The sequence below is a fragment of the Pseudomonas sp. P110(2024) genome (genome assembly GCF_057480795.1).
Genome location: NZ_JBLIYT010000026.1, coordinates 1 through 24,018, shown reverse-complemented (window position 1 = coordinate 24,018; position 24,018 = coordinate 1). Strand labels below are relative to the sequence as shown.

Genomic DNA, 24,018 nt, shown 5'->3' with positions numbered 1-24,018 from the left:
TGCCCTCACCCCTGGTTCGGCTTGCCGGTAACCAGCCCGACCTGGGCCAGTTCGAGACGGCGCAGCAGGTCGAGCACCTCGACCACCTTCTGGTACTGCACGCCCGCGTCGCCGCGCACGATCAGCGGGAAGTCGGGGTTGCGCGCCTTCTCGCTGCGCAGGCGGTCCTCCAGCTCCTGCAGCGTCACCGGATAGGCGTCGAGAAACACCTGGCCGGCGTCGTTGATCGAGATCGCCTTGGTCTTGGGCTGGGCCAGCGACACCGTGGCGCTGGCCTTGGGCAGCTGCACCTGGATCCCGGAAACCTGCGCAGTGGCGGTGAGGATGAACATCACCAGTACCACCATCAGCACGTCCACCAGCGGGGTGATGTTGATGCTGTCGACCGCGGCGTCGGTGTCGTCGTCATGGGCGTTGTTCACGGATGCCATGGCTGTGCCCTCACGCCGGAACCGACGGGTTGACGCTGCGCCCGGTCGGGCGCTGCGCCGCTTCACCGGCCTGGCCCTCGCCGTGCAGCTCGGCCAGGCGGGTGATGAACTCGTCGACGAATACCCGCATGTCGGCGCTGACCTCGCGGTTGCGCGTGGTCAGGCGGTTGTAGCCGAACAGCGCGGGGATGGCGACGAACAAGCCCATGGCGGTGGCCAGCAGCGCCGCGGCCATGCCCGGGGCGATGGCATTGATGTTGACGTCGCCGGCCATGGCGGTGCCGAGGAACACCACCATGATCCCCAGCACCGTGCCCAGCAGGCCGATGTAGGGGCCGCCGGCAATGGCGTTGGACAGGGTCGACAGCTTCGATGACAACGCCTGGTTCTCGCGGGTGCGCACGCCGTCCATGGAGCAGCGGATGGCCTCGATGGTGGCCGCGGACACTTCGCGGGTGTCGGCGCCCTGGGCGCGGCGGGTGCGCAGTTCCTGCACGGCCACCAGGTACAGGCGCCACAGCGAGGAGTCGGTGAGCCGCCCATGCAGGTCCTGATCGTCGGCGAACTGCTCCAGGCGCGTGCCGACCGTGGCGAACCGCTCGCGAAAGCGGGTGTTGGCGGCGGTGACGCGACTGAGGGTGCGCTGCTTGCGTAGCATGATCACCCACGACTGCACCATCATCAGCACCAGGATGGCGATGATCACCCAGGCGTCCACCGGCACCGCCTTGAGCAGGAAGCCCAGGCCGCCGAAGCCGAAGCCCGACTGTTCCTCGTCGACGCCGTACACCACCAGGCGAGACTCGGCGCCCTGGGCCAGCACGTCGGCCTGCAGGCCTGCCTGGCTGCGGGCCACGCGCGACAGGCGCAGTTCGTCCAGGGCGCCGACAAAAGGCGCGAACTGGCTGGTCACCTCGCCTTCGGGCGGCGGCAGGTCACCACCAATGCCGACGGCACCGTTGAAGGCCGCCAGACTGGCGGCCAGGCGGGCCACCGGCTGGCCTTCGAGCAACAGGCTCAGGTTGCCGCCCTCGCCCACCAGTGCCAGGTGTTGCCACTGACCGGCGCTCACGGCCTGGCTGGCGCTGGCGCGCTGGCCGTCAACCTCGACGAAAGGCACGCCCTGGGCCAGGCCCAGCAACAGGCTGTGGCCGGCCTCGCGACGGGCCAGCAGCAGTTGCTCGCCCACCGCCTGATCCTGGCGCAGCCAGGTGCTGAAAGTGAACGCCGCGCCCGCCGGCAGTTGCAGCGAGGCGCTGGCCGGCAGTTGCAGGCCCTGGCCACCGAGCTGAATGGCCCGGCCGATCACGCCGTCGACGCTCACCGTCGGCCCTTGCAGCTGATTGCCATAGGGGCTGGCGTCGCGGGCGGTGGCACCGTCGAAGTGGTAGAGCGCGGTGTAGTCGGCGTCGAAGCTGGGCTGGCCAGCAGGCGCCTGGGCTTTCGGGTTGCCGTAGTACATCCACAGCTCCTGGCGCTGGCCCGCTTCTATGCGTGGCACATCCACCCAGATCAGCGCCATGCCCATCAGCGGATCGAACTGCTCGACATGGTGGTTGAGCACGGTCTTGTCATCGGCGCTGACGAAGCGGATGTCGGCGCCGGTCTCGCTGACGCCGTCGAAGCTGAAGTTGCCGGTGTGCAGGCGCACCAGCAGCGCGGTGCGGCCCAGCGCCTGGGTCAGTCCGGCGCCCTGGGGCGTGGTGTCCACGGCGATCTGCTTGCGGTACATCCAGTCGTCCTGCCACCAGGCGCTGGCACTGCCCGGCAGGGCGAAGCCCAGGCACAGCAGCAAGGTCAATATCAGGCGTTGCATGAGAGGTCTCCAGGTCGATGCCGGTCAATGAGTCAGAAGGTCGCCTGCACACTGAAGTGCACACGGGAAGCGTTCTTGTCGGTGTTGGGGCCGTCCTTGAGCGGCACGGCCCAGTCGACGCTGCCGGACAGCCAGTCGTTGAGCGTGGCGCGGGTGCCGATGCCGGCACTGGCCAGGCTGTAGCGGTCGTCCTGCTCGGGCAGCGCGTCCTGCAGGCGCAGCTGGGCGCCTTCGGCGAACAGATAGAAGCGCCAATCGCTGATGTAGCTGCCGACATAGCGGCCGATGGATGGGGTGCGCAGCTCCTGGGAGAACAGCAGGCCGTCGTCCCCGGTACGCTCGGCGGCCAGGTAACCGCGCACCGAAGTGGCACCGCCGGCGGCGAACTGCTCGTTCGACACCAGCGGCCCCGAGGCCAGCTGGAAGGCCAGCTTCGAGGCGCTCTGCCAGGAGCCTGCGAAGTCGAAGGTGTAGCTGCCGTCGCCCTTGAGCGCGGCGAAGCTGGAATCGGCGCGGTAGCGCTTGTAGTCGAACTCGGCGTCGTCGCTGCCGTAGCCCAGCAGGCTGCGGGTGCCGGCCACCAGGCTCAGGCCCAGGCTCAGCTGGTCCTGCTCGGTGAAGCGGTAGCCGGTGTAGCCCAGGGTGATGGGGGCGTACTTGAGTGGTACCTTGTCGCTGCTGGCGCCCAGGCCGACCTGCTCGTCGAAGTCCTTGAAGTCCACGCCGATCGACAGGGCGTTGGCCCAGGCGCCGACGCCCGGCAGGTTGTAGATTGCCGAAACACCATAGGAATGGCCCTTGCCCAGGACGTTGGTGCCGCCCACCGTGGCGACGTTGCTGTCGGAGTGGTAGCCGGAGAACTGCACGGTCCAGCGCTCGTTCAGGGGTGCGGCGTAGGAGCCGGACCAGACTTCGGCATTGTCACGGTCCTGGGGCGCGGTGAACCAGGTCAGCGAGACGCTGTGGCCGGCCTGCCAGAGGTTGTTGTAGCCCAGGCTGATGACGCTGCGCAGCTTCTCGGTGTCGGCGCTGTGATCGTTGTTCAGGCCCAGGCTCAGGTGCCAGGGCTGCTTGTCCTCGACCTGCAGGTCGACATCCATGGTGCCCGGCCGCTGGCCTTCGCGCACCAACGGCATGACCTGCCGGCCCGGGGTGCGGTTGAGCGTGGCCAGTTCGTCCTGCACCTGGGCGAAGTCGGGCACCTTGCCCTCCTCCAGCGCCGGAACCTGTTCACGAATCTCCAGCGGCGAGTAATGCTTGGCGCCCACCACCCGCACCCGCCCGACCTTGGTTTCGCTCACCTGCAGGTAGACCACGCCGCCCTCGACCTTCTGCTCGGGCAGCTCGACGAACACCGACTGGTAGCCACGGGCCTGGTAGCTTTTCTGCAGGGCCTCGCGGGCGCCTTCGAGGTCGGCCAGGGACTTGTCCGGCCCCAGATAGGGATAGACCGCCTCCTCGATGGCCTGGGCGTCGAGCACCGTATTGCCGCGCACCACGTATTCATTGATCTCGACCCGGCGCTGCGCCTCGTCCGCGACCACCTCGACCGCCAGCAGACACGACAGCAGCCCTGCGCCCATGGCGCATCGCTTGAAGAAAAAATGCTCCACACCGCCCCCTTGAGCGCCAGGAATTCGTTGGGTTTCTAGTGGTTTGCGTCAGGCGCGGCCTGACCTTGGTGACGTGCCAGCCAGCTGTGCAGCAAGGCCAGGTTGAGGCTGAACTCGGGCATGGCCTGCAGGCTCGCGCCGAGCACCTCGTCGACCATGCGCTGCAGCAGCGACACGGCCATGGCGCTGCCCAGCAGCACGCCGAGGTCATGACTGAACAGGCTGAAGTTCCACACCCGCGATTTCAGTTCCAGGCCGGCGAACCAGCGGAACAGCAGGTTGTAGTTGAGCTGCTCGTAGAGCTGCTTCTCGCTGGGCACCGAATACAGCAACTGCAGCAGCAGCACGTGCATCAGTGTGTGCGGGGCGATGATCATGCCCTGCTGCTCGGCCAGCAGCGCCAGCGCGGCCTGGTGCTCATCCAGCAAGGCTTCGATACGCGGCTTGAGCAGCGCCAGCGAATGCCCGGGCGGCACGCAGCTGGCCACCTCGCGCAGGGCGCCCTGCCAGTCTTCCTGGGAGACGATCCATACCCACGGCGCGCCGTAGCGATAGACCGAGACCGGCTGCTTGCGCGCCGCCTCGACGATCTTCGCCAGGCGCTGGTCGAGCTCCTGCATTCCCACTTTCGTGTAGCGTTCCATAGTCCCCATCGCCCCGCTCCCAGGCCGTTCCCCAAGGCTCGACCGGCCTGATGGCCAGATGCCTTGCCGGTATCCATGGCTTTGACGGGGGTGGCGCTTTGCTACCGACGTTTTGTCATGAAAGGTTCATCAGGGAGACTGCATCGAGGGGGCGGAGCAACCATTGGTCGGCAACGGAAAATCCAGCGTCGAATGTCCGCGCTGCCATTCGACCACTCGATGAACCCCCAGCGTGGAGTCACGCCCATGAGCCATTCCACCCCCAAGCATGCCGTGGTCACGCGCAGCCAATGGCTCGCCGCCCGCCGGCAACTCTGGTTGCACGAGAAAGCCTTTACCCATCAACGCGATGAACTTGCCGCTGCCCGCCGCGCCTTGCCCTGGGTGCGGGTGGAGCAGGACTATCGTTTCCAGGGCCCACACGGTGAGCTGAGCCTGGCCGAGCTGTTCGCCGGACGCAGCCAACTGCTGGTCTATCACTTCATGTTCGCCGGGGGCTGGAGCGAAGGCTGCCCGGGCTGCTCCTTCCTCGCCGATCATTTCGACGGCGCCAACCTGCACCTGGCCCACCATGACGTGTCGCTGGTGGCGGTGTCACGGGCAACCTATGGCGAATTCCAGGCGTTCCGCCAGCGCATGGGCTGGCAGTTCCCGTGGTATTCCTCGCACGGCAGCACCTTCAACCAGGACTTCGGGGTCACTGTCGCCACCGATGGCAGCGCCCAGTACAACTACGAGCCCTACAGCGGCGACGAGGCGGAGTTGCCCGGATTGAGCGCGTTCTACCGGGACGCCGACGGCAGCCTGTACCACACCTACTCCACCTATGCCCGGGGGCTGGACATCCTGGTCAATGCCTACAACTTCCTCGACGTGGCCCCCCTGGGGCGCAACGAGGAAGGGACGATGGATTGGGTGCGCCATCATGATCGCTATGACGGGGCCCAAGGCAAGCCACACTGCTGCGGGGACTGATCGTTTCGCTGGTGGTGTCAGATCGCCTGCACCGCCAGCAATTCGGTCAGCACCTCGGCCAGCGCCTTGACCATCGCGTCCGCCGTTGGCCGGTGCACGATCACGATTTCGTAGCTGTCCACCTCCGGCAGCCCCTGCCCGGCGCCCAGCACCCGGTGCTCGTCGAGCGCCGCCCGCGGGGGCAGCAGGCTGATGCCCATGCCGTCGGCCACCGCCGCCTGGATCCCGCTGAGGCTGGAACTGGTAAAGCTGATGCGCCAGCGCCGGCCCATGCCTTCGATCGCGCTGATCATGTCGTCGCGATACAGCCCGCGTGGCGGAAAGGTCACCAACGGAATCGGATCGAGCTCGAAGGACGGCGTGCGCGCGCTGTCGATCCACTGCAAACGCTCTGGCCAGCAGGCCACGCCCTCGCGGCTGTTGCGCCGCTGCTTGAGCAGCACCAGGTCGAGTTCACCGTTGTCGTAGGCCTGGCTGAGATCGCGGCACAGGCCGCTGGTGACCTCCAGTTTGACCTGCGGGTGGCGTCGGCTGAACGCGGACAATGCGTTGGTGGTGCGCCCGCCGACGAAATCCTCCGGCACGCCCAGGCGCACGGTGACCCCGACCATCGCCCCGGCCAGGGCTTCAAGCATCTGGTCATTGAGGGCCAGCATGTGCCGGGCGTAACCGAGCAAGGTCTGCCCGGCATCGGTGGGCAACACATCGCGGTTGCCACGCACCAGCAGGCGATGGCCGACCATGTCCTCCAGGCGGCGGACCTTCTGGCTGATGGTCGACTGGGTGGAATGCAGGCGGGCGGCGGCGGTGGTGAAACTGCCGCAATCGGCCACCACGACGATGGCGCGCAGCAGGTCGAGGTCGAACAAGGCCCTATTCGGTTTTACGCTGGAAGACATCTCTGTATTCGACTTCTGAATGACAAGGCTGACTTCTACCATGGGCGCCCAGTGCCGGCAACATGCGCAAATACACTGGATCCCATCCGGATAATTCACTTCTCCTACAACCACAAGGGCCCTACATTCAAGCTTCGTCGCATCAGGATACCGATGACCATGCGCCTGCCGTTCGCCGCCTTGCTGTTGAGCCTGAGCCTTGCCACCCATGCCGAGACCTCAGCCATGAATACCCCCTTGCTCGATGCCGCCCGCCACGGCGACGCCCCTGCCGTGCGCCAGTTGCTCGACCGTGGCGCCCTGCCTGATACCCGCAACGACCAGGGCCAGACTGCGCTGCTGGTGGCCACCCATGCCAACCAGGTGGAGGTGGCCAAGGTGTTGATCGAGGCCGGTGCCGACGTCAACGTCAAGGACAACATCAACGACAGCCCCTACCTGTATGCCGGCGCGCGCGGGCTCAACGACATCCTGCGCCTGACCCTGGCCCATGGCGCCGACCTCAAGAGCACCAACCGCTACGGCGGCACCGCACTGATCCCGGCGGCCGAGCGCGGTCACGTCGAGACCGTGCAACTGCTGATCGAGGCCGGCGTCGACGTCGACCACCTCAACCGCCTGCACTGGACCGCGCTGCTTGAGGCGGTGATCCTTGGCGATGGCGGCCCTCGGTATGTGGAGATCGTGCGCCGGCTGCTGGCGGCCGGAGCAGATCCGCGGATCACCGACAAGGAGGGTGTGACCGCGCTGGAGCACGCCCGCCAGCGCGGATACCGGGAGGTGGTGACGCTCTTGGAGCAGTGGAACCTGGCGCCGCGGCAGGCGATTGGACCGTAAAGCGGTCCCCCGCTGTTCTATTCCACGGCCTCGAACGGCAGCCCAACGTAGTTCTCGGCAATATTGGCAAGGCCGGCCGGCGAACCAAGGTAGTACTCGCGGTCGGCCTCCTGCATCTTGCGGTCCCAGTCGTCCTGATGCGCGCCGAAATCATGCAGCAGCCGGGTCATGAACCAGCTGAAACGCTCGCCCTTCCACACCCGCCGCAAGGCCAGCGGCGAGTACTGCGCCAGCAGGTCGGTGCGGCCCTCGCGGTACACCTTGACCAGTATCCGATACAGGTAGTTGACGTCCGACGCCGCCAGGTTCAGCCCCTTGGCGCCGGTGGGCGGGACGATATGGGCGGCGTCGCCCACCAGAAACAACCGGCCATGCTGCATGGGCTCGAGCACATGGCTGCGCAGCGGCGCGATGCTCTTCTCCAGCGCCGGCCCCGTGACCAGCTGCGCGGCCACCTCCGCCGGCAGGCGCGCCTTGAGCTCATCCCAGAAGCGCGCGTCTGGCCAGTCCTCCACCCGCTCCTGCAAAGGCACTTGCAGGTAATAGCGGCTGCGGGTCTGCGAGCGCTGGCTGCACAAGACGAAGCCGCGTTCGTGGTGGGCATAGATCAGCTCGTGGTTGACCGGTGGGGTGTCGGCCAGCAACCCCAGCCAGCCAAACGGATAGACCCGCTCGTACATCTTCAGCACGTCGGCCGGAATGCTCTGGCGCGCCACTCCGTGGAAGCCGTCGCAGCCGGCGATATAGTCGCAATCGACCCGGTGCTGACAACCGTCCTTGTCGAAGGTGAGGTAGGGCCGCTCGCCGTCGATGGCGTGGGGGCGGACATTGTCCGCGCAATAGATGATCGGCGCCCCGCTGGCCTGGCGTGCCTGCATCAGGTCCCGGGTGACCTCGGTCTGACCGTACACCATCACCGTCTTGCCGCCGGTCAGCGCCTTCAGGTCGAGGCGCTGGCGACGGCCATTGACCAACAGTTCAACGCCTTCGTGTACCAGCCCTTCACGGTCCATGCGCTCGGCCACCCCGGCCTCGCGCAGCAGGTCGACCGTGCCTTGCTCGAGCACGCCGGCGCGGATGCGTCCCAACACATAGTCGGGGGTCTGGCGCTCGACGATCAGCGTGTCGATGCCCGCACGCTGCAGCAGCTGGCCCAGCAGCAGGCCGGAGGGGCCGGCGCCGATGATTGCAACCTGAGTCTTCATTGTTGTTGTCTCGCGATGACGATGCCGGCCAGTACTGGCAGTGGCCGCACATCTGCTGTTAGGGTTTGCACCTGTATTTTTACTGGCGAACCTTGGGCGAAACGTGTGATATCTGTGTCAAAAACTGCACTTTTCAAAAAATCGTTCGATTAACGGACAATCCTTCATGCACATCCCGCTCCCCGGCATCCCGCTGTTCCAGCTGTACGGCGAACATCACGCCTGGCCGGACACCGACCTGCTGCACTGCGAGTCGATCCCGGCGCGCAGCCGCCTGCACCATTGGGAAATCAAACCGCATCGGCATGCCGAGCTGTTCCAGCTTCTCTATGTGCAGCGGGGCGAGGCCCAGGTGGAGATCGAGGGCGAGCGCCGGGTGATTCGCGAGGCGGCGATCCAGGTGGTGCCGCCGCTCACCGTGCATGGTTTTCGCTTCAGCGCCGATATCCAGGGGCACGTACTGACCTTCGGCACGGCCCTGGTGGTCGATCTGGAACAGCGCCTCGGCGCTCCCTTGAGCGTACTGACCGCTGCCCGCTGTTACCCGCTGGGCCAGGATCGTCTGCGCCTGCACGGGCTGATCGACACGCTGCAGCAGGAGTATCAAGGCAGCGCGCCGGCACGAGGCCCCCTGCTGCAGGCGCTGGTCACCGCGCTGATGGTCTGGATCCACCGCCAGCAGCAGGCCTTGCCCGCGCGTAACCAGGACGAACGGGACCAGCAGTTGCTGGGGCGTTACCTGCGCCTGGTCGAGGCGCATTACCGCGAGCACCTTGCCGTGGACGACTTCGCCAGCCGGCTGGGCATCACCAGCCTGCAGTTGAACCAGCTGTGCCGAGCGTTGGCCGGGCAATCGGCGTTGCAGGTGATCCACCAGCGCCTGCTGCTCGAGGCACGGCGTAATCTGGCGTATACCCGCATGAGCATCAGCCAGTTGTCCGACAGCCTGGGGTTCAGCGATCCGACCTACTTTGCGCGGTTCTTCAAGCGGCTCGATGGCCGGACGCCCAAGGAATACCGCAGGTCGGTCAATACCTGAAACAAGCCCCACTAGCCTTGCGCGATCCCTGTAGGAGCGGCGCGAAAGGGCTGCAAAGCGGCCACAGCTTTTTGCAGCGCTACTGTTGGTTTGGGGCCGCTACGCGCCCCTTTAGCGACAGAAGGCCGCTCCCACAGGGGCCCAAACTCCCATGGAGGTCCGCTTGACGTATACGTCAACCTGGCATTAGGTTACTCGCATTCCCTCCCCCGAGCCCAAGCATGAGCAGCCAGACCTACAGCATCTCCGACCTGTCCCGCGAGCTGGACATCACCACCCGCGCCATCCGCTTCTACGAGGAACAGGGCCTGCTCAGCCCCGAGCGCCGTGGCCTGGAGCGCATCTACTCGGCGCGCGACAAGGTCACCCTCAAGCTGATCCTGCGGGGCAAGCGCATCGGCTTCTCGCTGGCCGAATGCCGGGAACTGATCGAGCTCTACGACCCCACCAGCGGCAACCAGAAGCAGCTCACCAGCATGCTGGCCAAGATCGCCGAACGCCGCGCCCAGCTCGAACAGCAGATGCTCGACATCCAGCAGATGCACCTGGAGCTGGACACCGCCCAGGAGCGCTGCGAGCAGGCCCTGGCCGCCACCCTGAACCCGTCGCACCCCCACCGTTGATCCGCCACAGGAAACCCGCCATGTCATTGCCCAAGAATGTCCGTCTGGTCGAAGTCGGCCCGCGCGACGGCCTGCAGAACGAAGCCCAGCCCATCAGCGTCGCCGACAAGGTGCAACTGGTGGACGACCTCACCGACGCCGGGCTCGGCTACATCGAAGTGGGCAGTTTCGTCTCGCCCAAGTGGGTGCCGCAGATGGCCGGGTCCGCCGAGGTGTTCGCCGGTATCCGCCAGCGTGAAGGGGTCACCTATGCGGCCCTGGCACCCAACCTGCGCGGTTTCGAGGATGCCCTGGCCGCCGGGGTGAAGGAAGTGGCGGTGTTCGCGGCGGCCTCGGAAGCCTTCTCGCAGCGCAACATCAACTGCTCGATCAGCGACAGCCTCAAACGCTTTGAACCGATCATGGACGCCGCCCGCAGCCAGGGTGTGCGGGTGCGCGGTTATGTGTCCTGCGTGCTCGGCTGCCCCTACGAGGGGCGTATCGGCGCCGAGCAGGTCGCGCCGGTGGCACGTGCCCTTTACGACATGGGCTGCTACGAGGTATCGCTGGGCGACACCATCGGCACCGGCACCGCCGGTGACACCCGCCGCCTGTTCGAAGTGGTCGCGGCCCAGGTGCCCCGCGAGCAACTGGCCGGGCACTTCCACGACACCTATGGCCAAGCCCTGGCCAACGTCTATGCCGGCCTGCTGGAGGGCATCAGCGTGTTCGACAGCTCGGTGGCCGGGCTGGGCGGTTGCCCGTACGCCAAGGGTGCCACCGGTAACGTCGCTAGCGAGGACGTGGTGTACCTGTTACAGGGGCTGGGCATCGAGACCGGCATCGACCTGGACAAGCTGATCGCCGCCGGCCTGCGCATCAGCGAAGTGCTGGGGCGCGCCACCGGTTCGCGGGTAGCGCGGGCACGTGGCGTGCGCTGAGTCATACGCGTGTCACACAGATGTGGGCGGAGTGTTACCGCCTACACGCTTGCCAGAAAAAAATCGGGTAACAGGGAAACAATTCGACAGAATTTCACGTGCCACCTTTTGACGGAAATCCATTAAACCATTGAATTTTAAGGACTTTTAAAAGTTGGCACGCCATCTGCTATATCTTTTGGCATAACAAGAACAAAAAAACGCGATACCCAATAAAAACAACAGTAAACGGCTCTGACATAACAAGAACAACACGGCAGAGGCGTAGCAAGCAGATTTTTTTGGAGTCGACGTGCTTTCCAGGGGGCCGCCCCCGCAGCCTGACACAGAACAATAACACTACCTCCAAGGTAGCGGCAGTCAAGGTTGGATCACGTTGGATGAACGCAAGTCAGCGCTCAAAAAAATACGTTTGCTCTTGGTCCCGGTTGGGGGCCCCGCAATGCAGAGACAACCGCCGACAAAAACAATAATAGGCTCGTCTCCAATAATAAGAAAAGAGCAGGCAACAACGCTTATGAGGGGAGCTTCGGCTCCCCTCAGTGCTTCCTGCCCTCCTCGTTCTCACCGCCCTTCTTCTCCCGTACCTCGCCCTCGACCTTGTCCACCAGCAGCGGCATGCTGGCCAGCACCAGCAGCGCCATCACGGTGCTCACCAGTGCCGTTGCCTCGCGTCCCATGCCTGCGGCGGTACCGATAGCCGCGGTCATCCACAGTCCGGCAGCGGTGGTCAGGCCCTTGACGTGGCTGGCATCCTGGCTGTTGCCCTTGAGAATCGTGCCCGCCCCGAGAAAGCCTATGCCGGCGACGATGCCCTGGATCACCCGGCTCAACGCCTGCTCGTCGGCGCCGGCCATGCTTGGCGCCAGCACGAACAACGCCGCGCCCATCGAAACCAGCATGTGCGTGCGCACCCCCGCCGCCTTGCCCTTGCTCTCGCGCTCGAAGCCCAGCACCGCCCCCAGCAAAGCCGCCATCAACAGGCGAATCAAGATACGGGCAACCTCGCGCTCGTCGGTGACATCGGCGAACTCGCTGTGCAAAGCCTCAAGGATCGAATGCCAGAATGCGTCCATCGGTAGCCTCCCGGTGTCTTCTATAGAAGACCGCAGCACACGCGCCGCGTGCGTTGCGCTTGGCCTAAGGGAACTCCTCATACGCTGGCAGAGGTGCGGTGGATAGCCGCAGGCATCTGCAACCAAGCGCTCAAGGCGTTGAAAGCCGGGGCCTAAGCAGATAGGGCACTCATCTGATATGGTTTTTATCTCAATACCTGGGCCTGTGCTGAAAACAGATCGGGGGCCATAGTGCCATGGCCGATCGAGGCCTGATGAGCGATGAACCATGAGCGATAGAATCCCCTTCCGAGTCATCGAAATTGCCCCCGCCGTCAACAAGAGCAAAAGCCAGGTGGCCGGTGGCATCCACACCCGCAGCTTCACCGGCTTCTACCGCAACCTGCGGATCGCCTTTGCCGGGTTGCTGTTCGCGCTGTTCTTCGGCACCGCCTGGTTGCAGTGGGGCGACCGCCAGGCTGTGCTATGGGACCTGGCCGAAAGCAAATTCCACATCTTCGGCGCAACCTTCTGGCCGCAGGATTTCATCCTGCTCTCGGCGCTGCTGATCATCTGTGCCTTCGGCCTGTTCGCCATCACCGTGTTTGCCGGCCGCGTCTGGTGCGGGTACAGCTGCCCGCAGAGCACCTGGACCTGGCTGTTCATGTGGTGCGAGAAGATCGCCGAAGGCGACCGCAACCAGCGCATCAAGCTGGCCGCCGCGCCCTGGGGCGTCGAGAAAATCGCCCGGCGCGGCCTCAAGCATGGCCTGTGGCTGGCCATCGGCCTACTCACCGGGCTGACTTTCGTCGGCTACTTCACCCCGATCCGCCCGCTGGCCGCCGAGCTGTTCAGCTTCGAGCTGGGCGGCGTGGCGCTGTTCTGGATCCTGTTCTTCACCGGCGCCACCTACCTCAATGCCGGCTGGCTGCGCGAGGCCGTGTGCATGCACATGTGCCCCTATGCGCGGTTCCAGAGCGTGATGTTCGACAAGGACACCCTGGCGGTGGCCTACGATCCCAGCCGCGGCGAAGCCCGTGGCCCGCGCAAGAAAGGCAGCGACCCGCGCAGCCAGGGCCTGGGCGACTGCATCGATTGCACCCTGTGCGTGCAGGTCTGCCCTACCGGCATCGATATTCGCGAGGGCCTGCAGATGGCCTGCATCGGCTGCGCCGCCTGCATCGACGCCTGCGACGGGGTGATGGACAAGATGAACTATGCCCGTGGCCTGATCGGCTACAAGTCAGAGCACAACCTGCAAGGCGGCAAGACCCACTGGATGCGCCCTCGCCTGCTGGGCTACGCCGCCGCGCTGACAGTGATGATCGGCGCACTGGTGGTCGCCCTGCAGATGCGCCCGATGGTATCGATGGACGTGATCAAGGACCGCGGCCTGTTCCGCGAGAACGCTCTAGGCCAGATCGAGAACATCTACCTGCTCAAGATCATCAACAAGACCCAGGAACCGCAGCACTATCGCCTGCGCCTGGTGGACGCCGACGGCTTCGAGCTGCACGGGCGTACCGAGTTCACCCTCGCCGCCGGCGAGATGAGCGAGCTGCCGGTGTCGGTGGCGATGCTAGCCGATCGCCCGAGCAGCAGCTCCCAGGAGCTGGCATTCGAGATCCAGGACAGCGACCAGCCCGGCATCCGCAGCACCGCGCACAGCCGTTTCGTCGCGCCGATGAATCGCTGATCCCCTACACTGACCACCACCTTGCCTGCCCAGACCCTAATGAAACGCTACGAACGATTTGCCGATGACATTGCCGAATTGATCCGCTCCGGGGTGCTTGGCCCCGGTCAGCGGGTACCTTCGGTGCGTTACGCCAGCCAGACCCACGGGGTCAGCCCGTCCACGGTGTTCCAGGCCTACTACCTGCTGGAGCGGCGCGGCCTGATCCGCGCCCGGCCGCGCTCGGGCTACTTCGTCAATGCCCATGCGCCGCGCCCGTTCAGCGAGCCACAGCCCCAGGCGCCGGCCAGCGAGTCCACCGATGTCGATGTCAGCGGCCTGGTGTTCTCGATCCTCGACTCGATCAAGGATCCGCACACCGTGCCATTCGGCTCGGCCTTTCCCAGCCCGACCCTGTTCCCCCTGCAACGCCTGTCGCGATCGCTGGCCAGCGCCAGCCGGGCCATGGACCCGCGCATGGTGGTCACCGACCTGTCGCCGGGCAACCCGCAACTGCGCCGGCAGATCGCCCTGCGCTACATGGTCGCCGGGTTGATGCTGCCGATGGAGGAACTGCTGATCACCAACGGCGCCCTGGAAGCGCTGAACCTGTGCCTGCAGGCCGTCACCCAACCCGGCGACCTGGTGGCCATCGAGGCACCGGCCTTCTATGCCTGCCTGCAGGTACTCGAACGCCTCAAGCTCAAGGCGGTGGAAATCCCGGTGCACCCGCGCGAGGGCATGGACCTCGGCGTGCTGGCCCAGACCCTGGAGAAACACCCGGTCAAAGCCGTGTGGTGCATGACCAACTTCCAGAACCCGGTGGGCGCCAGCATGCCGGAGGCCAAGAAGCAGGAACTGGTCGAGCTGCTGCGTCGCCACCAGGTGCCGCTGATCGAGGACGACGTCTACGCCGAGCTGTACTACTCGCAGCAAGCGCCGAAGCCGGCCAAGGCCTTCGATACCGAGGGCCTGGTGATGCACTGCGGCTCGTTTGCCAAGAGCCTGGCGCCGGGCTACCGGATCGGCTGGGTGGCGGCCGGACGCTTCGCGCAGAAGATCGAGCGGCTCAAGCTGATGACCTCGCTGTGCGCCTCGATGCCGGCCCAGGCGGCGATTGCCGACTACCTGCAGCACGGCGGCTACGATCGCCACCTACGCAAGCTGCGCTACGCCCTGGAAGGTCAGCAGGCCAACATGCTGGCCGCCATCGCCCGCCATTTTCCGGCGCAGACCCGGGTCAGCCAGCCGTCTGGGGGCTATTTCCTGTGGCTGGAGCTGCCCGAGCAGATGGACGCTCTGAAGCTGTTCCATATGGCCCTGGCCCAGGGCATCAGCATCGCGCCGGGGCCGATCTTCTCGCCGACCCGACGCTTCGGCAACTGCATCCGCCTGAACTACGGCAGCCCGTGGGGCGATGGCGCGGAACAGGCCATGGAGACCTTGGGGCGGATCGTGCGGTCGTTCTAGTCCAGCAATGGCGGTAGCCAGGTTGAACGGCTATAGTTTCGCAGCACTTTGCCTGGATCCCGCCCATGCCAGACTATCCAGCATCACCCGAGCAGCTGCTGGCCCGTATCGGCGAGCTTGAGGCACAGCTCGCCAGGCACGATCTCGAACGAGCCTGTTTCGCGATGCTAAGTACACACATGGCCGAAGGGTTCTGTGTGCTGGAACTGTTCGATGGCCCCCACGGACCGCTGAGCGATTACCGCTATATCCTCAGCAACGACGCCTGCCTGCGCCACACCGGCCACGACAAGCAGATGGGGCAGACGGTGCGCGAGCTCATCCCCGACGAAGCCGACGCCTTGGTGCCCCGTTTCGCCGAGGTACTGCGCACTGGGCAGTCGACACATTTCGAGCAACGCCTGAAGATCAGCGACCGTCTGCTCTCCATCTCGGCCCATCGCCTGGGCCGGGCCAGTGACAGGCGCTTGGCCGTGCTGTTTACCGGGGTCCCTGCCAGCCAACAGGCACGAGACCTTCTGTACGAGCAGGCGGAGAAGCGCATGGACAGGGCCGAAACCAACAGCAGATTGCTCGGCGAACTGGTGGACCACAGCCTGGCCAACGTGTTTGCCGCAGACTGTAGTCTGCGCCTGGTGGCGATTAACCGCACGGCCCGGGAAACCTTCGAGCGGCTGCATGGCATTTCACCCAAGGTTGGCGACAATGTCCGGGAGATCCTGGCCGGCCAACCGCAGATCATGGAAAAGTTTCAACCGCTCTGGCCGCGGGTGATCGCCGGCGAGTCATTCATCGAAATGGTCAGCATCGGCCCGCCCGATGCCCCGCGCCACTACGAAATGCGCTACAACCCGTTGCGCGATGCCGAAGGCCAGATATGTGGGGGTTATCTGTTCGCCTACGACATCACCAGTCGCGTGCTGGAGCAGGAGCGCCTAAGCCAGGCCGAGGAGGCCCTTCGCCAATCACAGAAAATGGAAGCCATCGGCCAATTGACCGGTGGCATTGCCCATGACTTCAACAACCTGCTCGGCGGCATCGTCGGCGCGCTGGAGCTGGCAGACAAGCGTATGACGCAGGGCCGTCAGCAGGACAGCAGGCACATGCTCGGCATTGCCCGGCAGAACACCTCGCGCGCCACTGCCCTGGTCCAGCGCCTGCTGGCTTTCGCCCGCCAGCAGGCGCTGGTGCCTCAGCCGGTGGATGCACACCACCTGGTGGCCGACATGCACGACCTGATCCACAGCTCCCTCGACAGACATATCGAGTACGTCGATGCCACGCTCGCCGGCCAATGGCTGGTCTGCGTCGATCCATCACAGCTGGAAAGCACCCTGCTCAATTTGTGCATCAACGCGCGGGACGCCATGACACAGGGTGGCACCTTGCGCATCAGCAGTGCCAATTGCCAGATGGATGCAGCGCAAGCAGCAAGTCTTCAACTTCCCGCAGGGCAGTATCTGCATATACAGGTCGAGGATAACGGCTGCGGCATGACCCAGGAAATCAGCGCGCGTGCCGCCGAACCTTTTTTCACCACCAAGCCCCTGGGGCAAGGCACCGGGTTGGGCCTGTCCATGGCCTACGGCTTCGTACGCCAGTCGGCCGGCCAACTGAGCATCGACAGCGCACCGGGACACGGTACCTGTATTCACCTGTATCTGCCACGCGGGCTGCCAGGCTCAACGCCTCAGGCCGATGACACAGAGCAGATGATCAAACCCTCGAGCACTGGACAGTCGCTCATTCTGCTGGTGGAGGATCAAACGACGTTGCGCCTGGTGATGCGGGAAGTCCTGGAGGAACACGGTTTCCAGGTGCAGGACTACGAGGACGGCCATACGGTCCTGCACGCCCTGGCCGAAGGTATTCGGCCAGACATGCTGGTGGTGGATATCGGGCTGCCGGGAGATCTCGATGGCTACCAGGTCACCAATGCCTGCTGGGCCATCGATGAGCATGTACCTGCCCTGTTCATCACCGGTTACGACGGCGCCATCGACAACAGTCGGATATCAGGCTCGCCGCCAATCGCCCTGCTGCACAAACCCTTCGAACTGACACGACTGACCGCCAAAGTGGAGGAGCTGCTGATCGCCGCGCGAAGCAAGCCCGCGTAGATCCTTGAGCGGTGTGACTGGACAGGCACACCTGCAGGCGATTAGCGTAGCGGACTCCACCTCGACGGATGCCCGAATGCCCTCGCGCGAACTACAGTCCCTGCGCCTGGAAGTTGAACGCCTACGCCAGCGCAACAGCTTGCTGGAGGCCGAACTGGCCACCCCACCCTGGCATGATCCGGACCTGTTTCGTTTTCTCTTCGACACGATGGACGAAGGCTTCTGCGTCATCGAATTCTTCGACGGTCCCCACGGTCCGCTGAGCGACTACGTCCATGTCCTCGCCAACGCCGCCTACGCCCGCCATGCCGGGATTCCCAATGTTGTCGGACAGAAACTGCGAGAGATGGTGCCGGACGAAGCCGACGACTGGGTGGCCCGCTATGGCCAGGTACTACGCACCGGTGAGCCCTTGCAGTTCGAACAGGAACTGGTAGCCACCGGGCGGGTGCTGTCGGTCACCACGTTCCGTATCGAACCTGCCGACAAGCGCCAGGTAGCCGTGCTGTTCAAGGATGTCACCGAACGACGTCGCGCCGAAACCGCGCTGCAACAACTCAACGACCACCTCGAACAGCGAGTCACCACCGCACTGGCTGAGCGCAGCCTGCTCGCCGAGCTGGTCGAGCACAGTGTTGCCCAGGTGCAGGTGGTCGACACCTCGCTGCGTTTTCTCGCGGTCAACGCCCGCGCGGTCGAGGATTTCGACTATCTGTTCGGCCGCAGGATCAAGGCTGGCGACAGTCTGCTGGAACGCCTGGACGGACTCCCCGAGGAGCGCGAACGATCGGTGACACGCTGGCGCAGGGCACTGTCCGGGGAAAGCTATACCGAGGTGATCGAATACGGACGCCGCGGGGACAGGCGTCATTTCGAGCTGCGCTTCACGCCCTTGCGTGACAGCACCGGCGAGATCGTCGGCGCCTACCTGTTCGCCTACGACATCACCCGCCAGGTCAGCGAGCAGAAGCGCCTGCTCGAGACCGAGGAAGCACTGCGCCAGGTACAGAAAATGGAAGCCGTAGGCCAGCTCACCGGCGGCATCGCCCACGACTTCAACAACTTGCTCGGCAGCATACTCGGCGCCCAGGAGTTGATGCGTCAACGGCTGCAGAAGGCCCGCTACGCCGAAGTCCCCCCATTGTTGAACAGCGCCTGTGAGTCCGCGCAACGAGCTGCCACGCTGGTACAGCGCCTGCTGGCATTTTCCCGCCGCCAGACCTTGCTGCCCCAGGCGACTCGCCTGAGCACGCTGGTGGAAGGCATGGAAGACCTGATCAGTCGCAGCGTAGGCCCGGCCATCGCGGTACACAGTGATTTCGAGCAGGAAAGCGGCACGGTATTCATCGATCCACCGCAACTGGAAAGCGCCCTGCTCAACCTGTGCATCAATGCTCGGGACGCCATGCCTGCTGGCGGTCGCATCAGCATCCGCTGCGTCGCGCTGGAGGTGACGCAGGAAACCGCCCAGTCACTGGATCTTCTTCCCGGCCCCTACCTGCGCTTGAGCGTCAACGACACGGGACGGGGAATGCCACCGGAGGTGATCGATCGCGCGCTCGAACCCTTCTTCACCACCAAACCTATGGGACAAAGCACCGGGCTTGGCCTGTCCATGGTCTATGGTTTTGTCCGTCAGTCAGGTGGACAACTGCAGATCAGCTCCCCGCCAGGTGAAGGTACCTGCATCCACCTGTATCTGCCCAGGCATGACACCGTTGCCCAGCTTGCGCCTGCAAAAGCTGGGTCACCGCTGTCGACTCGCAGCCCCGGAAGGCGGGTACTGCTGGTCGAGGACCAGGACGCGTTACGCCTGGTGATCGCCGAAGTGCTCGAGGAACTGGGGCACGAGGTCGAAGGCTACGCCACCGGCCCGGCTGCGCTCGAGGCAGACCAGACGTTCGACCTGCTGATCACCGACATTGGCCTGCCCTGTGGCATGAATGGCCGCCAGGTCGCCCAGGCCATGCGCCAGCGCCACCCTTCGCTGCCGGTGCTGTTCATCACCGGCTACGATGCCAATGCGGTGCTCGAGGATGGCCCCCTACCGCAAAGAACCCGCGTACTGACCAAGCCTTTTGATCTCGAGAAGCTGGTGGATCAGGTTGATCTGTTGCTGCGCGAATACCACTAGTGTCGTGTCTTGGAAATAGGCTGTTCACTTTTGACGGCGTCTTGGCCGCCCGGCCGGCGTTGCCACGCCTCGCCACAGCCCTGCTATGACTCGTCGCGGCGCCTTGCCCAAACACCCAGGCCACTCGCCAAAAGAGAACGTATTTCCGAGGCAGGACACTAGCGCCCGCCACTCAGATCAATGAAGGTGCCGGTCGCGTACGACGCCTTTTCCGACAACAGCCAAAGGATCGCCTCCGCCACCTCTTCAGGTTGGCCGCCGCGTCCCATCGGCAGGCCTGGCTCAAGCTTGCTTACGCGCTCCGGATCGCCGCTAAGGGCATGGAAGCCGGTGTGGATGTAACCCGGCCGCACACCATTGACCCGCACGCCCTCGCCAGCCACTTCCCTGGCCAGGCCCACCGTAAAGGTATCCAGGGCTCCCTTGGAAGCGGCATAGTCGACGTACTCGTTGGGCGAGCCCAGTCGCGCGGCCATCGACGAGACGTTGACGATCGCCCCGCCCTGCCCACCATGGCGGCGAGTCATGCGCAGCAAGGCGTGCTTGGCGCACAGGATCGGGCCGATCACGTTGGTCTTCATCACCTTGAGCAGGCGGAACTCGGACATGTCCTCGACACGGCTCTGCTGGCCAATGGTGCCGGCATTGTTGACCAGGGCGGTAACCGGCCCGAGCTCCTGATCGACGCACTGGAACAATCGCACCACCTCATCCTCGACGCTGGCGTCGGCACGCACGGCGATCGCCTCGGCGCCCAGCGCACGGACCTGCGCCAGCATCGCCTGTGCGGCCTGGTCGTCAGCGTGATAGTTGATGCAGATTCGGTAACCCTGTTGCGCCGCCAGCAACGCGGTGGCGGCGCCGATGCCTCGGCTGGCGCCGGTGATGACGATAACCTTGTCCATGAGTCTGCCAAGTAGCCAGGAAAAGACCTACAAGACTAGGGGAAATGCCATCACTTGAAAACCACGGGCAGGGAATCATGGGTTTCAATGGCCCGCCGAGGCGGGCGCGGCCTTGGCGGTAAAAGGCGGCTTGGCCAGCCACACCAGCAGGATCAAGCCGGCGAACACCCATGTCAGCAAGGTGAAGTAGTCCACCGTCGACATCATGTACGCCTGGCTGTTGAGTATCTGCTCCAGCTTCGCGTAGCTCTGTGCACTGGCCCCGCCCAACTGCTCCAGGGTTTGCCGGGTGGCCGGCTCGAAGTTGCTGATGTGCTCGCTCAGGTAGGCGTGGTGCTGGTCAGCCCGACGGATCCAGATCCAGGTGGTCAACGACGCAGCGAAGCTACCGCCCAGCGTTCGCAAGAAGGTGGCCAGCCCCGATCCGTCGGCAATTTGGTGCGGCGGCAGGTCCGACAGCAGGATGCTCAGGGTCGGCATGAAGAACAGCGCCACGCCAATGCCCATGAACAACTGCACCAGGGCGATGTGCAGGAAGTCCACCTCGTTGGTGAAGCCGGCGCGCATGTAGCAACTGGTGCCGATCGCCAGGAAGGCGATGCCGGCCAGTACGCGCAGGTCGAAGCGATGGGCATACTTGCCGACGAAGGGCGACATGAGCACCGGCAACAGGCCGATCGGTGCCACCGCCAGGCCCGCCCAGGTCGCGGTGTAGCCCATCTGGGTCTGCAGCCATTGCGGGAGGATCAGGTTGATGCCGAAGAATCCCGCGTAGCCGCCTACCAGCACCAGCGTGCCGATGCGGAAGTTACGGTGCACGAACAATCGCAGGTTGACCACCGGGTGGCGGTCGGTCAGTTCCCAGATAACGAACACTGCCAGGAACACCACCGAGACCAGCGTGCCGATCACGATGAACGACGACTCGAACCAGTCCAAGTCGTTGCCCTTGTCCAGCACCACCTGCAACGCGCCGACGCCGACGATCAACGTCAGCAGGCCGATGTAGTCCATCGGCTGGCGGCTGGTGACCACCGGCCGCGTGCGCATCTGCTGGCGTACCACGGCGGCGGCGAACAGCCCGATCGGCACGTTGATGAAGAAGATCCATGGCCAGCTGTAGCTGTCGGTGATCCAGCCGCCGAGGATCGGCCCGGCAATCGGCGCCACCACCGTGACCATCGCCAGCAACGCCAGGGCCATTCCGCGTTTCGCCGGCGGGTACACGGCGATCAGCAGGGTCTGGGTCATCGGGTACAGCGGGCCGGCCACCACGCCCTGGAGCACGCGGAAAAATACCAGTTCGGACATCGACTGGGCGATGCCGCATAGGAACGAGGCCAGCACGAACAGCAGCGTGGCCCAGAGGAACAGCTTCACCTCGCCGAAACGCCGGCTCAGCCAGCCAGTCAGGGGCAAGGCGATGGCGTTGCTCACCGCGAACGAGGTGATCACCCAGGTGCCCTGCTCCGAGCTCACCCCGAGATTGCCGGAAATGGTCGGCAGCGCCACGTTGGCGATGGTGGTGTCGAGCACTTGCATGAAGGTCGCCAGCGACAGGCCGATGGTGGTCAGCAGCAGGCTCGGCGGGGTGAACTGCGCGGGGGCCGCCTGGCTCATCGCTGGGCCGTCTTGCCGGTGGCGCTGTTCTCGTGGATCAGCCGGGCGATCAGGTGGTCGGCCTCGACCAGCTGACGGTCATACACCTGGGTGGTGTAGCTGGCCTGCTGCGGCGGCTGCTGGGCCAGGGCCGGGCCGCTCTGGTCGTGCAGGTCGACCTCGGCGACGGTGGACAGGCCGATGCGCAGCGGATGCGCCTTCAACTGCTCGGGGTCGAGGTGAATTCGCACCGGTACGCGCTGGACGATCTTGATCCAGTTGCCGGTGGCGTTCTGCGCCGGCAACAGGGCGAAGGCGCTGCCGGTCCCCGCGCCGAGGCTGTCGACGGTGCCGGTGTACCTGACCTCGCTGCCGTACAAGTCGGCGGTGATCTCCACCGACTGGCCGATGCGCATGTCGCGCAGTTGGGTTTCCTTGAAGTTGGCGTCGATCCACACCTCGTCCAGCGGGATCACCGCCATGGTCGCGGTCCCCGGCTGCAGGCGCTGGCCCAGTTGCACGGTACGTTTGGCGACATAACCGGTGACCGGCGCCACCAGCGTGGTGCGGGCATGATCCAGATAGGCTTGGCGCAGGTCGGCGGCGGCGGCCATCACTTCCGGATGCGAGGACACCACGGTGTCGTCGACCAGCGCGGTGCTGGTGTTGAGTTGCTGGCGGGCGCTGTTGACGGCGGCCTGGGCCACGGTCAGGTCGTCGCGGGAGTGGGCGACTTCCTCGGCGGCGATGGCACCGCTGTCGGCCAGTACCTTGCGCCGGTTGTAGTCCTGCTGGGCTTTCTGCAGCTCGGCCTGGCGGGTCTGCAGTTGCGCCTTGAGCGAGTCGACGTTGCTGTACAGCCCGCGTACCTGGCGCACGGTGCGCGCCAGCTTGGCCTCGGCGGACTGCAGGGCAACTTCGCTGTCGGCCGGGTCGAACTGCAGCAGCACCTGGCCGGCATGCACCAGGTCACCGTCATCGGCGCCGATGCTGGTGACGGTACCGGACACCAGCGGGGTGATTTCCACGACGTTGCCGTTGACGTAGGCGTCGTCGGTGCTTTCGTGCCAGCGCCCGACCAAGCTGTACCAGGCCCAGGTGCCGGCACCGGCGAGGACCAGTATCAGCAGCAGGGCGAGCAGCCAGATCTTGCGCTTGCGCGTGTTGTCAGGCGCGGGGGCCGGGGTAGAGGTGTCAGCGGGAGTGGCCATGACAGTACCTTGGAAGATGCGTGACAGGGATCAACGATCGCCGAAGCGGCGGATCGTCAAGGGGTCGCCGGCGTTGAGCAGGACCTTGGCGAGCAGTTGCTCGAGGGTCTTGAGTTCTTCGGGTTGCAGCACGCCGACCAGTTCGTTCATTGCCGCCGCGCCAACCAGGGGCAGGCGGTCGGCCAGGCGCTGGCCATCGGCGGTCAGGGCCAGGCGAACCTGGCGGCGGTCGTCGGGGCAGCGGTTACGCAGGATCAGGCCCTTTTGCTCGAGGCGGTCGAGCATGCGGGTCATCGAGCCGCTGTCCAGGCCCAGGTAGCGGCACAGTTCGGCCGGGGTATCTACCTGGTACTGGGTTACGATGATCAGCACCTTGAACTGGGCGGCGGTGACACCGTCGGCTTCGAGGTGCCAGTCGAGGATGCGGTCCTTGAGGAGCGCTGCGCGGCCGAGCAGCATGCCTATGGCGCAGGTCTGGAAGTTTTCCGGGGTGAAATGGGACATCGGGGTCTGCTCGGGTAATTGTGTGAAAATATTACTGCTTAGGCAGTGAATGTCAAAGCTTTGATTAGGGGGCTAAAGAAAATTTAATCGGGTTCGGGTTCGGGTTCGGGTTCGGGTTCGGGTTCGGGTTCGGGTTCGGGTTCGGGTTCGGGTTCGGGTTCGGGTTCGGGTTCGGGTTCGGGTTCGGGTTTCAGGGTGTGGGTTTTGAATTTTTTTGTGCGCATTCGTAGACGATATCGACATTTAGTCACCTTTCCGCCCTTACGGCGGGTTACTTAATGAGATGGTCACCCCGGCACCCTGCGAGGCGTACGCTTTCGCAGGGTGCTTTTACTTCGGAGAC

General features: G+C 64.8%; 20 protein-coding genes. 9 read left to right on the top strand and 11 right to left on the bottom strand.

Going from position 1 to position 24,018, the window contains the following annotated elements; translation table 11 throughout:
* Nucleotides 1–5 precede the first annotated feature (5 nt).
* From AC25ND_RS26000 to AC25ND_RS25985, 4 genes are all read right to left on the bottom strand, one after another.
* Nucleotides 6–431 (bottom strand): ExbD/TolR family protein, encoded by a 426-nt coding sequence (locus tag AC25ND_RS26000; RefSeq protein ID WP_028692168.1) that lies wholly within the window; start codon nt 429–431, stop codon nt 6–8.
* 10 nt (nt 432–441) lie between these two features.
* Entirely contained in the window at nt 442–2,247 is a 1,806-nt protein-coding gene (locus tag AC25ND_RS25995; RefSeq protein ID WP_062361207.1) for a DUF2341 domain-containing protein, read from the bottom strand.
* Between the two features lie 32 nt (nt 2,248–2,279).
* Nucleotides 2,280–3,830 carry a ShlB/FhaC/HecB family hemolysin secretion/activation protein gene (locus AC25ND_RS25990; RefSeq protein WP_263156664.1) on the bottom strand — a complete coding sequence of 517 codons (1,551 nt, stop codon included), beginning with the start codon at nt 3,828–3,830 and terminating at the stop codon, nt 2,280–2,282.
* Between the two features lie 65 nt (nt 3,831–3,895).
* Nucleotides 3,896–4,504, bottom strand: coding sequence for a transposase (locus tag AC25ND_RS25985; RefSeq protein ID WP_028692171.1), 609 nt, complete (start codon nt 4,502–4,504; stop codon nt 3,896–3,898).
* A gap of 246 nt (nt 4,505–4,750) precedes the next feature.
* Here AC25ND_RS25985 and AC25ND_RS25980 point away from each other — a divergent pair, with 246 nt between their 5' ends.
* On the top strand, nt 4,751–5,479 hold the full coding sequence (locus AC25ND_RS25980) for a DUF899 domain-containing protein (RefSeq protein WP_307945621.1): 729 nt from the start codon (nt 4,751–4,753) through the stop codon (nt 5,477–5,479).
* A 17-nt stretch (nt 5,480–5,496) separates the two neighbouring features.
* Here the strand turns inward: AC25ND_RS25980 and AC25ND_RS25975 are convergent, their stop codons facing one another.
* Complete coding sequence (locus tag AC25ND_RS25975) at nt 5,497–6,378, bottom strand: LysR substrate-binding domain-containing protein (RefSeq protein WP_028692173.1); 882 nt, start codon at nt 6,376–6,378, stop codon at nt 5,497–5,499.
* A gap of 159 nt (nt 6,379–6,537) precedes the next feature.
* Here AC25ND_RS25975 and AC25ND_RS25970 point away from each other — a divergent pair, with 159 nt between their 5' ends.
* A complete protein-coding gene (locus AC25ND_RS25970; protein WP_486976673.1) occupies nt 6,538–7,215 on the top strand; it encodes an ankyrin repeat domain-containing protein in 678 nt (225 codons plus the stop codon).
* A 17-nt stretch (nt 7,216–7,232) separates the two neighbouring features.
* Here the strand turns inward: AC25ND_RS25970 and pobA are convergent, their stop codons facing one another.
* Entirely contained in the window at nt 7,233–8,420 is a 1,188-nt protein-coding gene (gene pobA / locus AC25ND_RS25965; RefSeq protein WP_069017642.1) for a 4-hydroxybenzoate 3-monooxygenase, read from the bottom strand.
* A gap of 166 nt (nt 8,421–8,586) precedes the next feature.
* Here pobA and AC25ND_RS25960 point away from each other — a divergent pair, with 166 nt between their 5' ends.
* The 3 genes from AC25ND_RS25960 (at nt 8,587) to AC25ND_RS25950 (ending at nt 11,002) form a co-directional block, all read left to right on the top strand.
* Nucleotides 8,587–9,459 (top strand): helix-turn-helix domain-containing protein, encoded by an 873-nt coding sequence (locus tag AC25ND_RS25960; protein WP_028692176.1) that lies wholly within the window; start codon nt 8,587–8,589, stop codon nt 9,457–9,459.
* 221 nt (nt 9,460–9,680) lie between these two features.
* On the top strand, nt 9,681–10,082 hold the full coding sequence (locus tag AC25ND_RS25955; RefSeq protein WP_028692177.1) for a MerR family transcriptional regulator: 402 nt from the start codon (nt 9,681–9,683) through the stop codon (nt 10,080–10,082).
* Nucleotides 10,083–10,102: 20 nt separating this feature from the next.
* Nucleotides 10,103–11,002, top strand: coding sequence for a hydroxymethylglutaryl-CoA lyase (locus AC25ND_RS25950; RefSeq protein ID WP_028692178.1), 900 nt, complete (start codon nt 10,103–10,105; stop codon nt 11,000–11,002).
* Nucleotides 11,003–11,541: 539 nt separating this feature from the next.
* Here the strand turns inward: AC25ND_RS25950 and AC25ND_RS25945 are convergent.
* Entirely contained in the window at nt 11,542–12,078 is a 537-nt protein-coding gene (locus AC25ND_RS25945) for an MgtC/SapB family protein (RefSeq protein ID WP_028692179.1), read from the bottom strand.
* Nucleotides 12,079–12,346: 268 nt separating this feature from the next.
* Here AC25ND_RS25945 and ccoG point away from each other — a divergent pair, with 268 nt between their 5' ends.
* From ccoG to AC25ND_RS25925, 4 genes are all read left to right on the top strand, one after another.
* Complete coding sequence (gene ccoG, locus AC25ND_RS25940) at nt 12,347–13,753, top strand: cytochrome c oxidase accessory protein CcoG (protein ID WP_028692180.1); 1,407 nt, start codon at nt 12,347–12,349, stop codon at nt 13,751–13,753.
* Between the two features lie 39 nt (nt 13,754–13,792).
* Entirely contained in the window at nt 13,793–15,202 is a 1,410-nt protein-coding gene (gene mapR / locus AC25ND_RS25935) for a GntR family transcriptional regulator MpaR (protein WP_028692181.1), read from the top strand.
* Between the two features lie 65 nt (nt 15,203–15,267).
* Complete coding sequence (locus tag AC25ND_RS25930) at nt 15,268–17,322, top strand: PAS domain-containing protein (protein WP_486976672.1); 2,055 nt, start codon at nt 15,268–15,270, stop codon at nt 17,320–17,322.
* A gap of 76 nt (nt 17,323–17,398) precedes the next feature.
* Nucleotides 17,399–19,456, top strand: coding sequence for a hybrid sensor histidine kinase/response regulator (locus AC25ND_RS25925; protein ID WP_062361215.1), 2,058 nt, complete (start codon nt 17,399–17,401; stop codon nt 19,454–19,456).
* A 158-nt stretch (nt 19,457–19,614) separates the two neighbouring features.
* On the opposite strand, the gene AC25ND_RS25920 is transcribed toward AC25ND_RS25925, so the two are convergent.
* From AC25ND_RS25920 to AC25ND_RS25905, 4 genes are all read right to left on the bottom strand, one after another.
* Complete coding sequence (locus AC25ND_RS25920) at nt 19,615–20,361, bottom strand: SDR family oxidoreductase (protein ID WP_028692184.1); 747 nt, start codon at nt 20,359–20,361, stop codon at nt 19,615–19,617.
* 84 nt (nt 20,362–20,445) lie between these two features.
* The gene (locus AC25ND_RS25915) at nt 20,446–21,981 is read right to left on the bottom strand and encodes a DHA2 family efflux MFS transporter permease subunit (protein ID WP_028692185.1); all 1,536 of its coding nucleotides are present in this window, start codon (nt 21,979–21,981) and stop codon (nt 20,446–20,448) included.
* Complete coding sequence (locus AC25ND_RS25910; RefSeq protein ID WP_028692186.1) at nt 21,978–23,171, bottom strand: HlyD/EmrA/EmrK family protein; 1,194 nt, start codon at nt 23,169–23,171, stop codon at nt 21,978–21,980. Before AC25ND_RS25910 ends, AC25ND_RS25915 begins: the two co-directional genes overlap by 4 nt.
* Before the next feature lie 30 nt (nt 23,172–23,201).
* Nucleotides 23,202–23,675, bottom strand: a complete 474-nt coding sequence (locus AC25ND_RS25905; RefSeq protein ID WP_028692187.1) for a MarR family winged helix-turn-helix transcriptional regulator — start codon at nt 23,673–23,675, stop codon at nt 23,202–23,204.
* Nucleotides 23,676–24,018 lie beyond the last annotated feature (343 nt).

Coding starts and splice junctions, on each gene's coding strand:
- AC25ND_RS26000 (WP_028692168.1), bottom strand. CDS start 431: ATGGCATCCGTGAACAACGCCCATGACGACGACACCGACGCCGCGGTC.
- AC25ND_RS25995 (WP_062361207.1), bottom strand. CDS start 2,247: ATGCAACGCCTGATATTGACCTTGCTGCTGTGCCTGGGCTTCGCCCTG.
- AC25ND_RS25990 (WP_263156664.1), bottom strand. CDS start 3,830: ATGGGCGCAGGGCTGCTGTCGTGTCTGCTGGCGGTCGAGGTGGTCGCG.
- AC25ND_RS25985 (WP_028692171.1), bottom strand. CDS start 4,504: ATGGAACGCTACACGAAAGTGGGAATGCAGGAGCTCGACCAGCGCCTG.
- AC25ND_RS25980 (WP_307945621.1), top strand. CDS start 4,751: ATGAGCCATTCCACCCCCAAGCATGCCGTGGTCACGCGCAGCCAATGG.
- AC25ND_RS25975 (WP_028692173.1), bottom strand. CDS start 6,378: ATGTCTTCCAGCGTAAAACCGAATAGGGCCTTGTTCGACCTCGACCTG.
- AC25ND_RS25970 (WP_486976673.1), top strand. CDS start 6,538: ATGCGCCTGCCGTTCGCCGCCTTGCTGTTGAGCCTGAGCCTTGCCACC.
- pobA (WP_069017642.1), bottom strand. CDS start 8,420: ATGAAGACTCAGGTTGCAATCATCGGCGCCGGCCCCTCCGGCCTGCTG.
- AC25ND_RS25960 (WP_028692176.1), top strand. CDS start 8,587: ATGCACATCCCGCTCCCCGGCATCCCGCTGTTCCAGCTGTACGGCGAA.
- AC25ND_RS25955 (WP_028692177.1), top strand. CDS start 9,681: ATGAGCAGCCAGACCTACAGCATCTCCGACCTGTCCCGCGAGCTGGAC.
- AC25ND_RS25950 (WP_028692178.1), top strand. CDS start 10,103: ATGTCATTGCCCAAGAATGTCCGTCTGGTCGAAGTCGGCCCGCGCGAC.
- AC25ND_RS25945 (WP_028692179.1), bottom strand. CDS start 12,078: ATGGACGCATTCTGGCATTCGATCCTTGAGGCTTTGCACAGCGAGTTC.
- ccoG (WP_028692180.1), top strand. CDS start 12,347: ATGAGCGATAGAATCCCCTTCCGAGTCATCGAAATTGCCCCCGCCGTC.
- mapR (WP_028692181.1), top strand. CDS start 13,793: ATGAAACGCTACGAACGATTTGCCGATGACATTGCCGAATTGATCCGC.
- AC25ND_RS25930 (WP_486976672.1), top strand. CDS start 15,268: ATGCCAGACTATCCAGCATCACCCGAGCAGCTGCTGGCCCGTATCGGC.
- AC25ND_RS25925 (WP_062361215.1), top strand. CDS start 17,399: ATGCCCTCGCGCGAACTACAGTCCCTGCGCCTGGAAGTTGAACGCCTA.
- AC25ND_RS25920 (WP_028692184.1), bottom strand. CDS start 20,361: ATGGACAAGGTTATCGTCATCACCGGCGCCAGCCGAGGCATCGGCGCC.
- AC25ND_RS25915 (WP_028692185.1), bottom strand. CDS start 21,981: ATGAGCCAGGCGGCCCCCGCGCAGTTCACCCCGCCGAGCCTGCTGCTG.
- AC25ND_RS25910 (WP_028692186.1), bottom strand. CDS start 23,171: ATGGCCACTCCCGCTGACACCTCTACCCCGGCCCCCGCGCCTGACAAC.
- AC25ND_RS25905 (WP_028692187.1), bottom strand. CDS start 23,675: ATGTCCCATTTCACCCCGGAAAACTTCCAGACCTGCGCCATAGGCATG.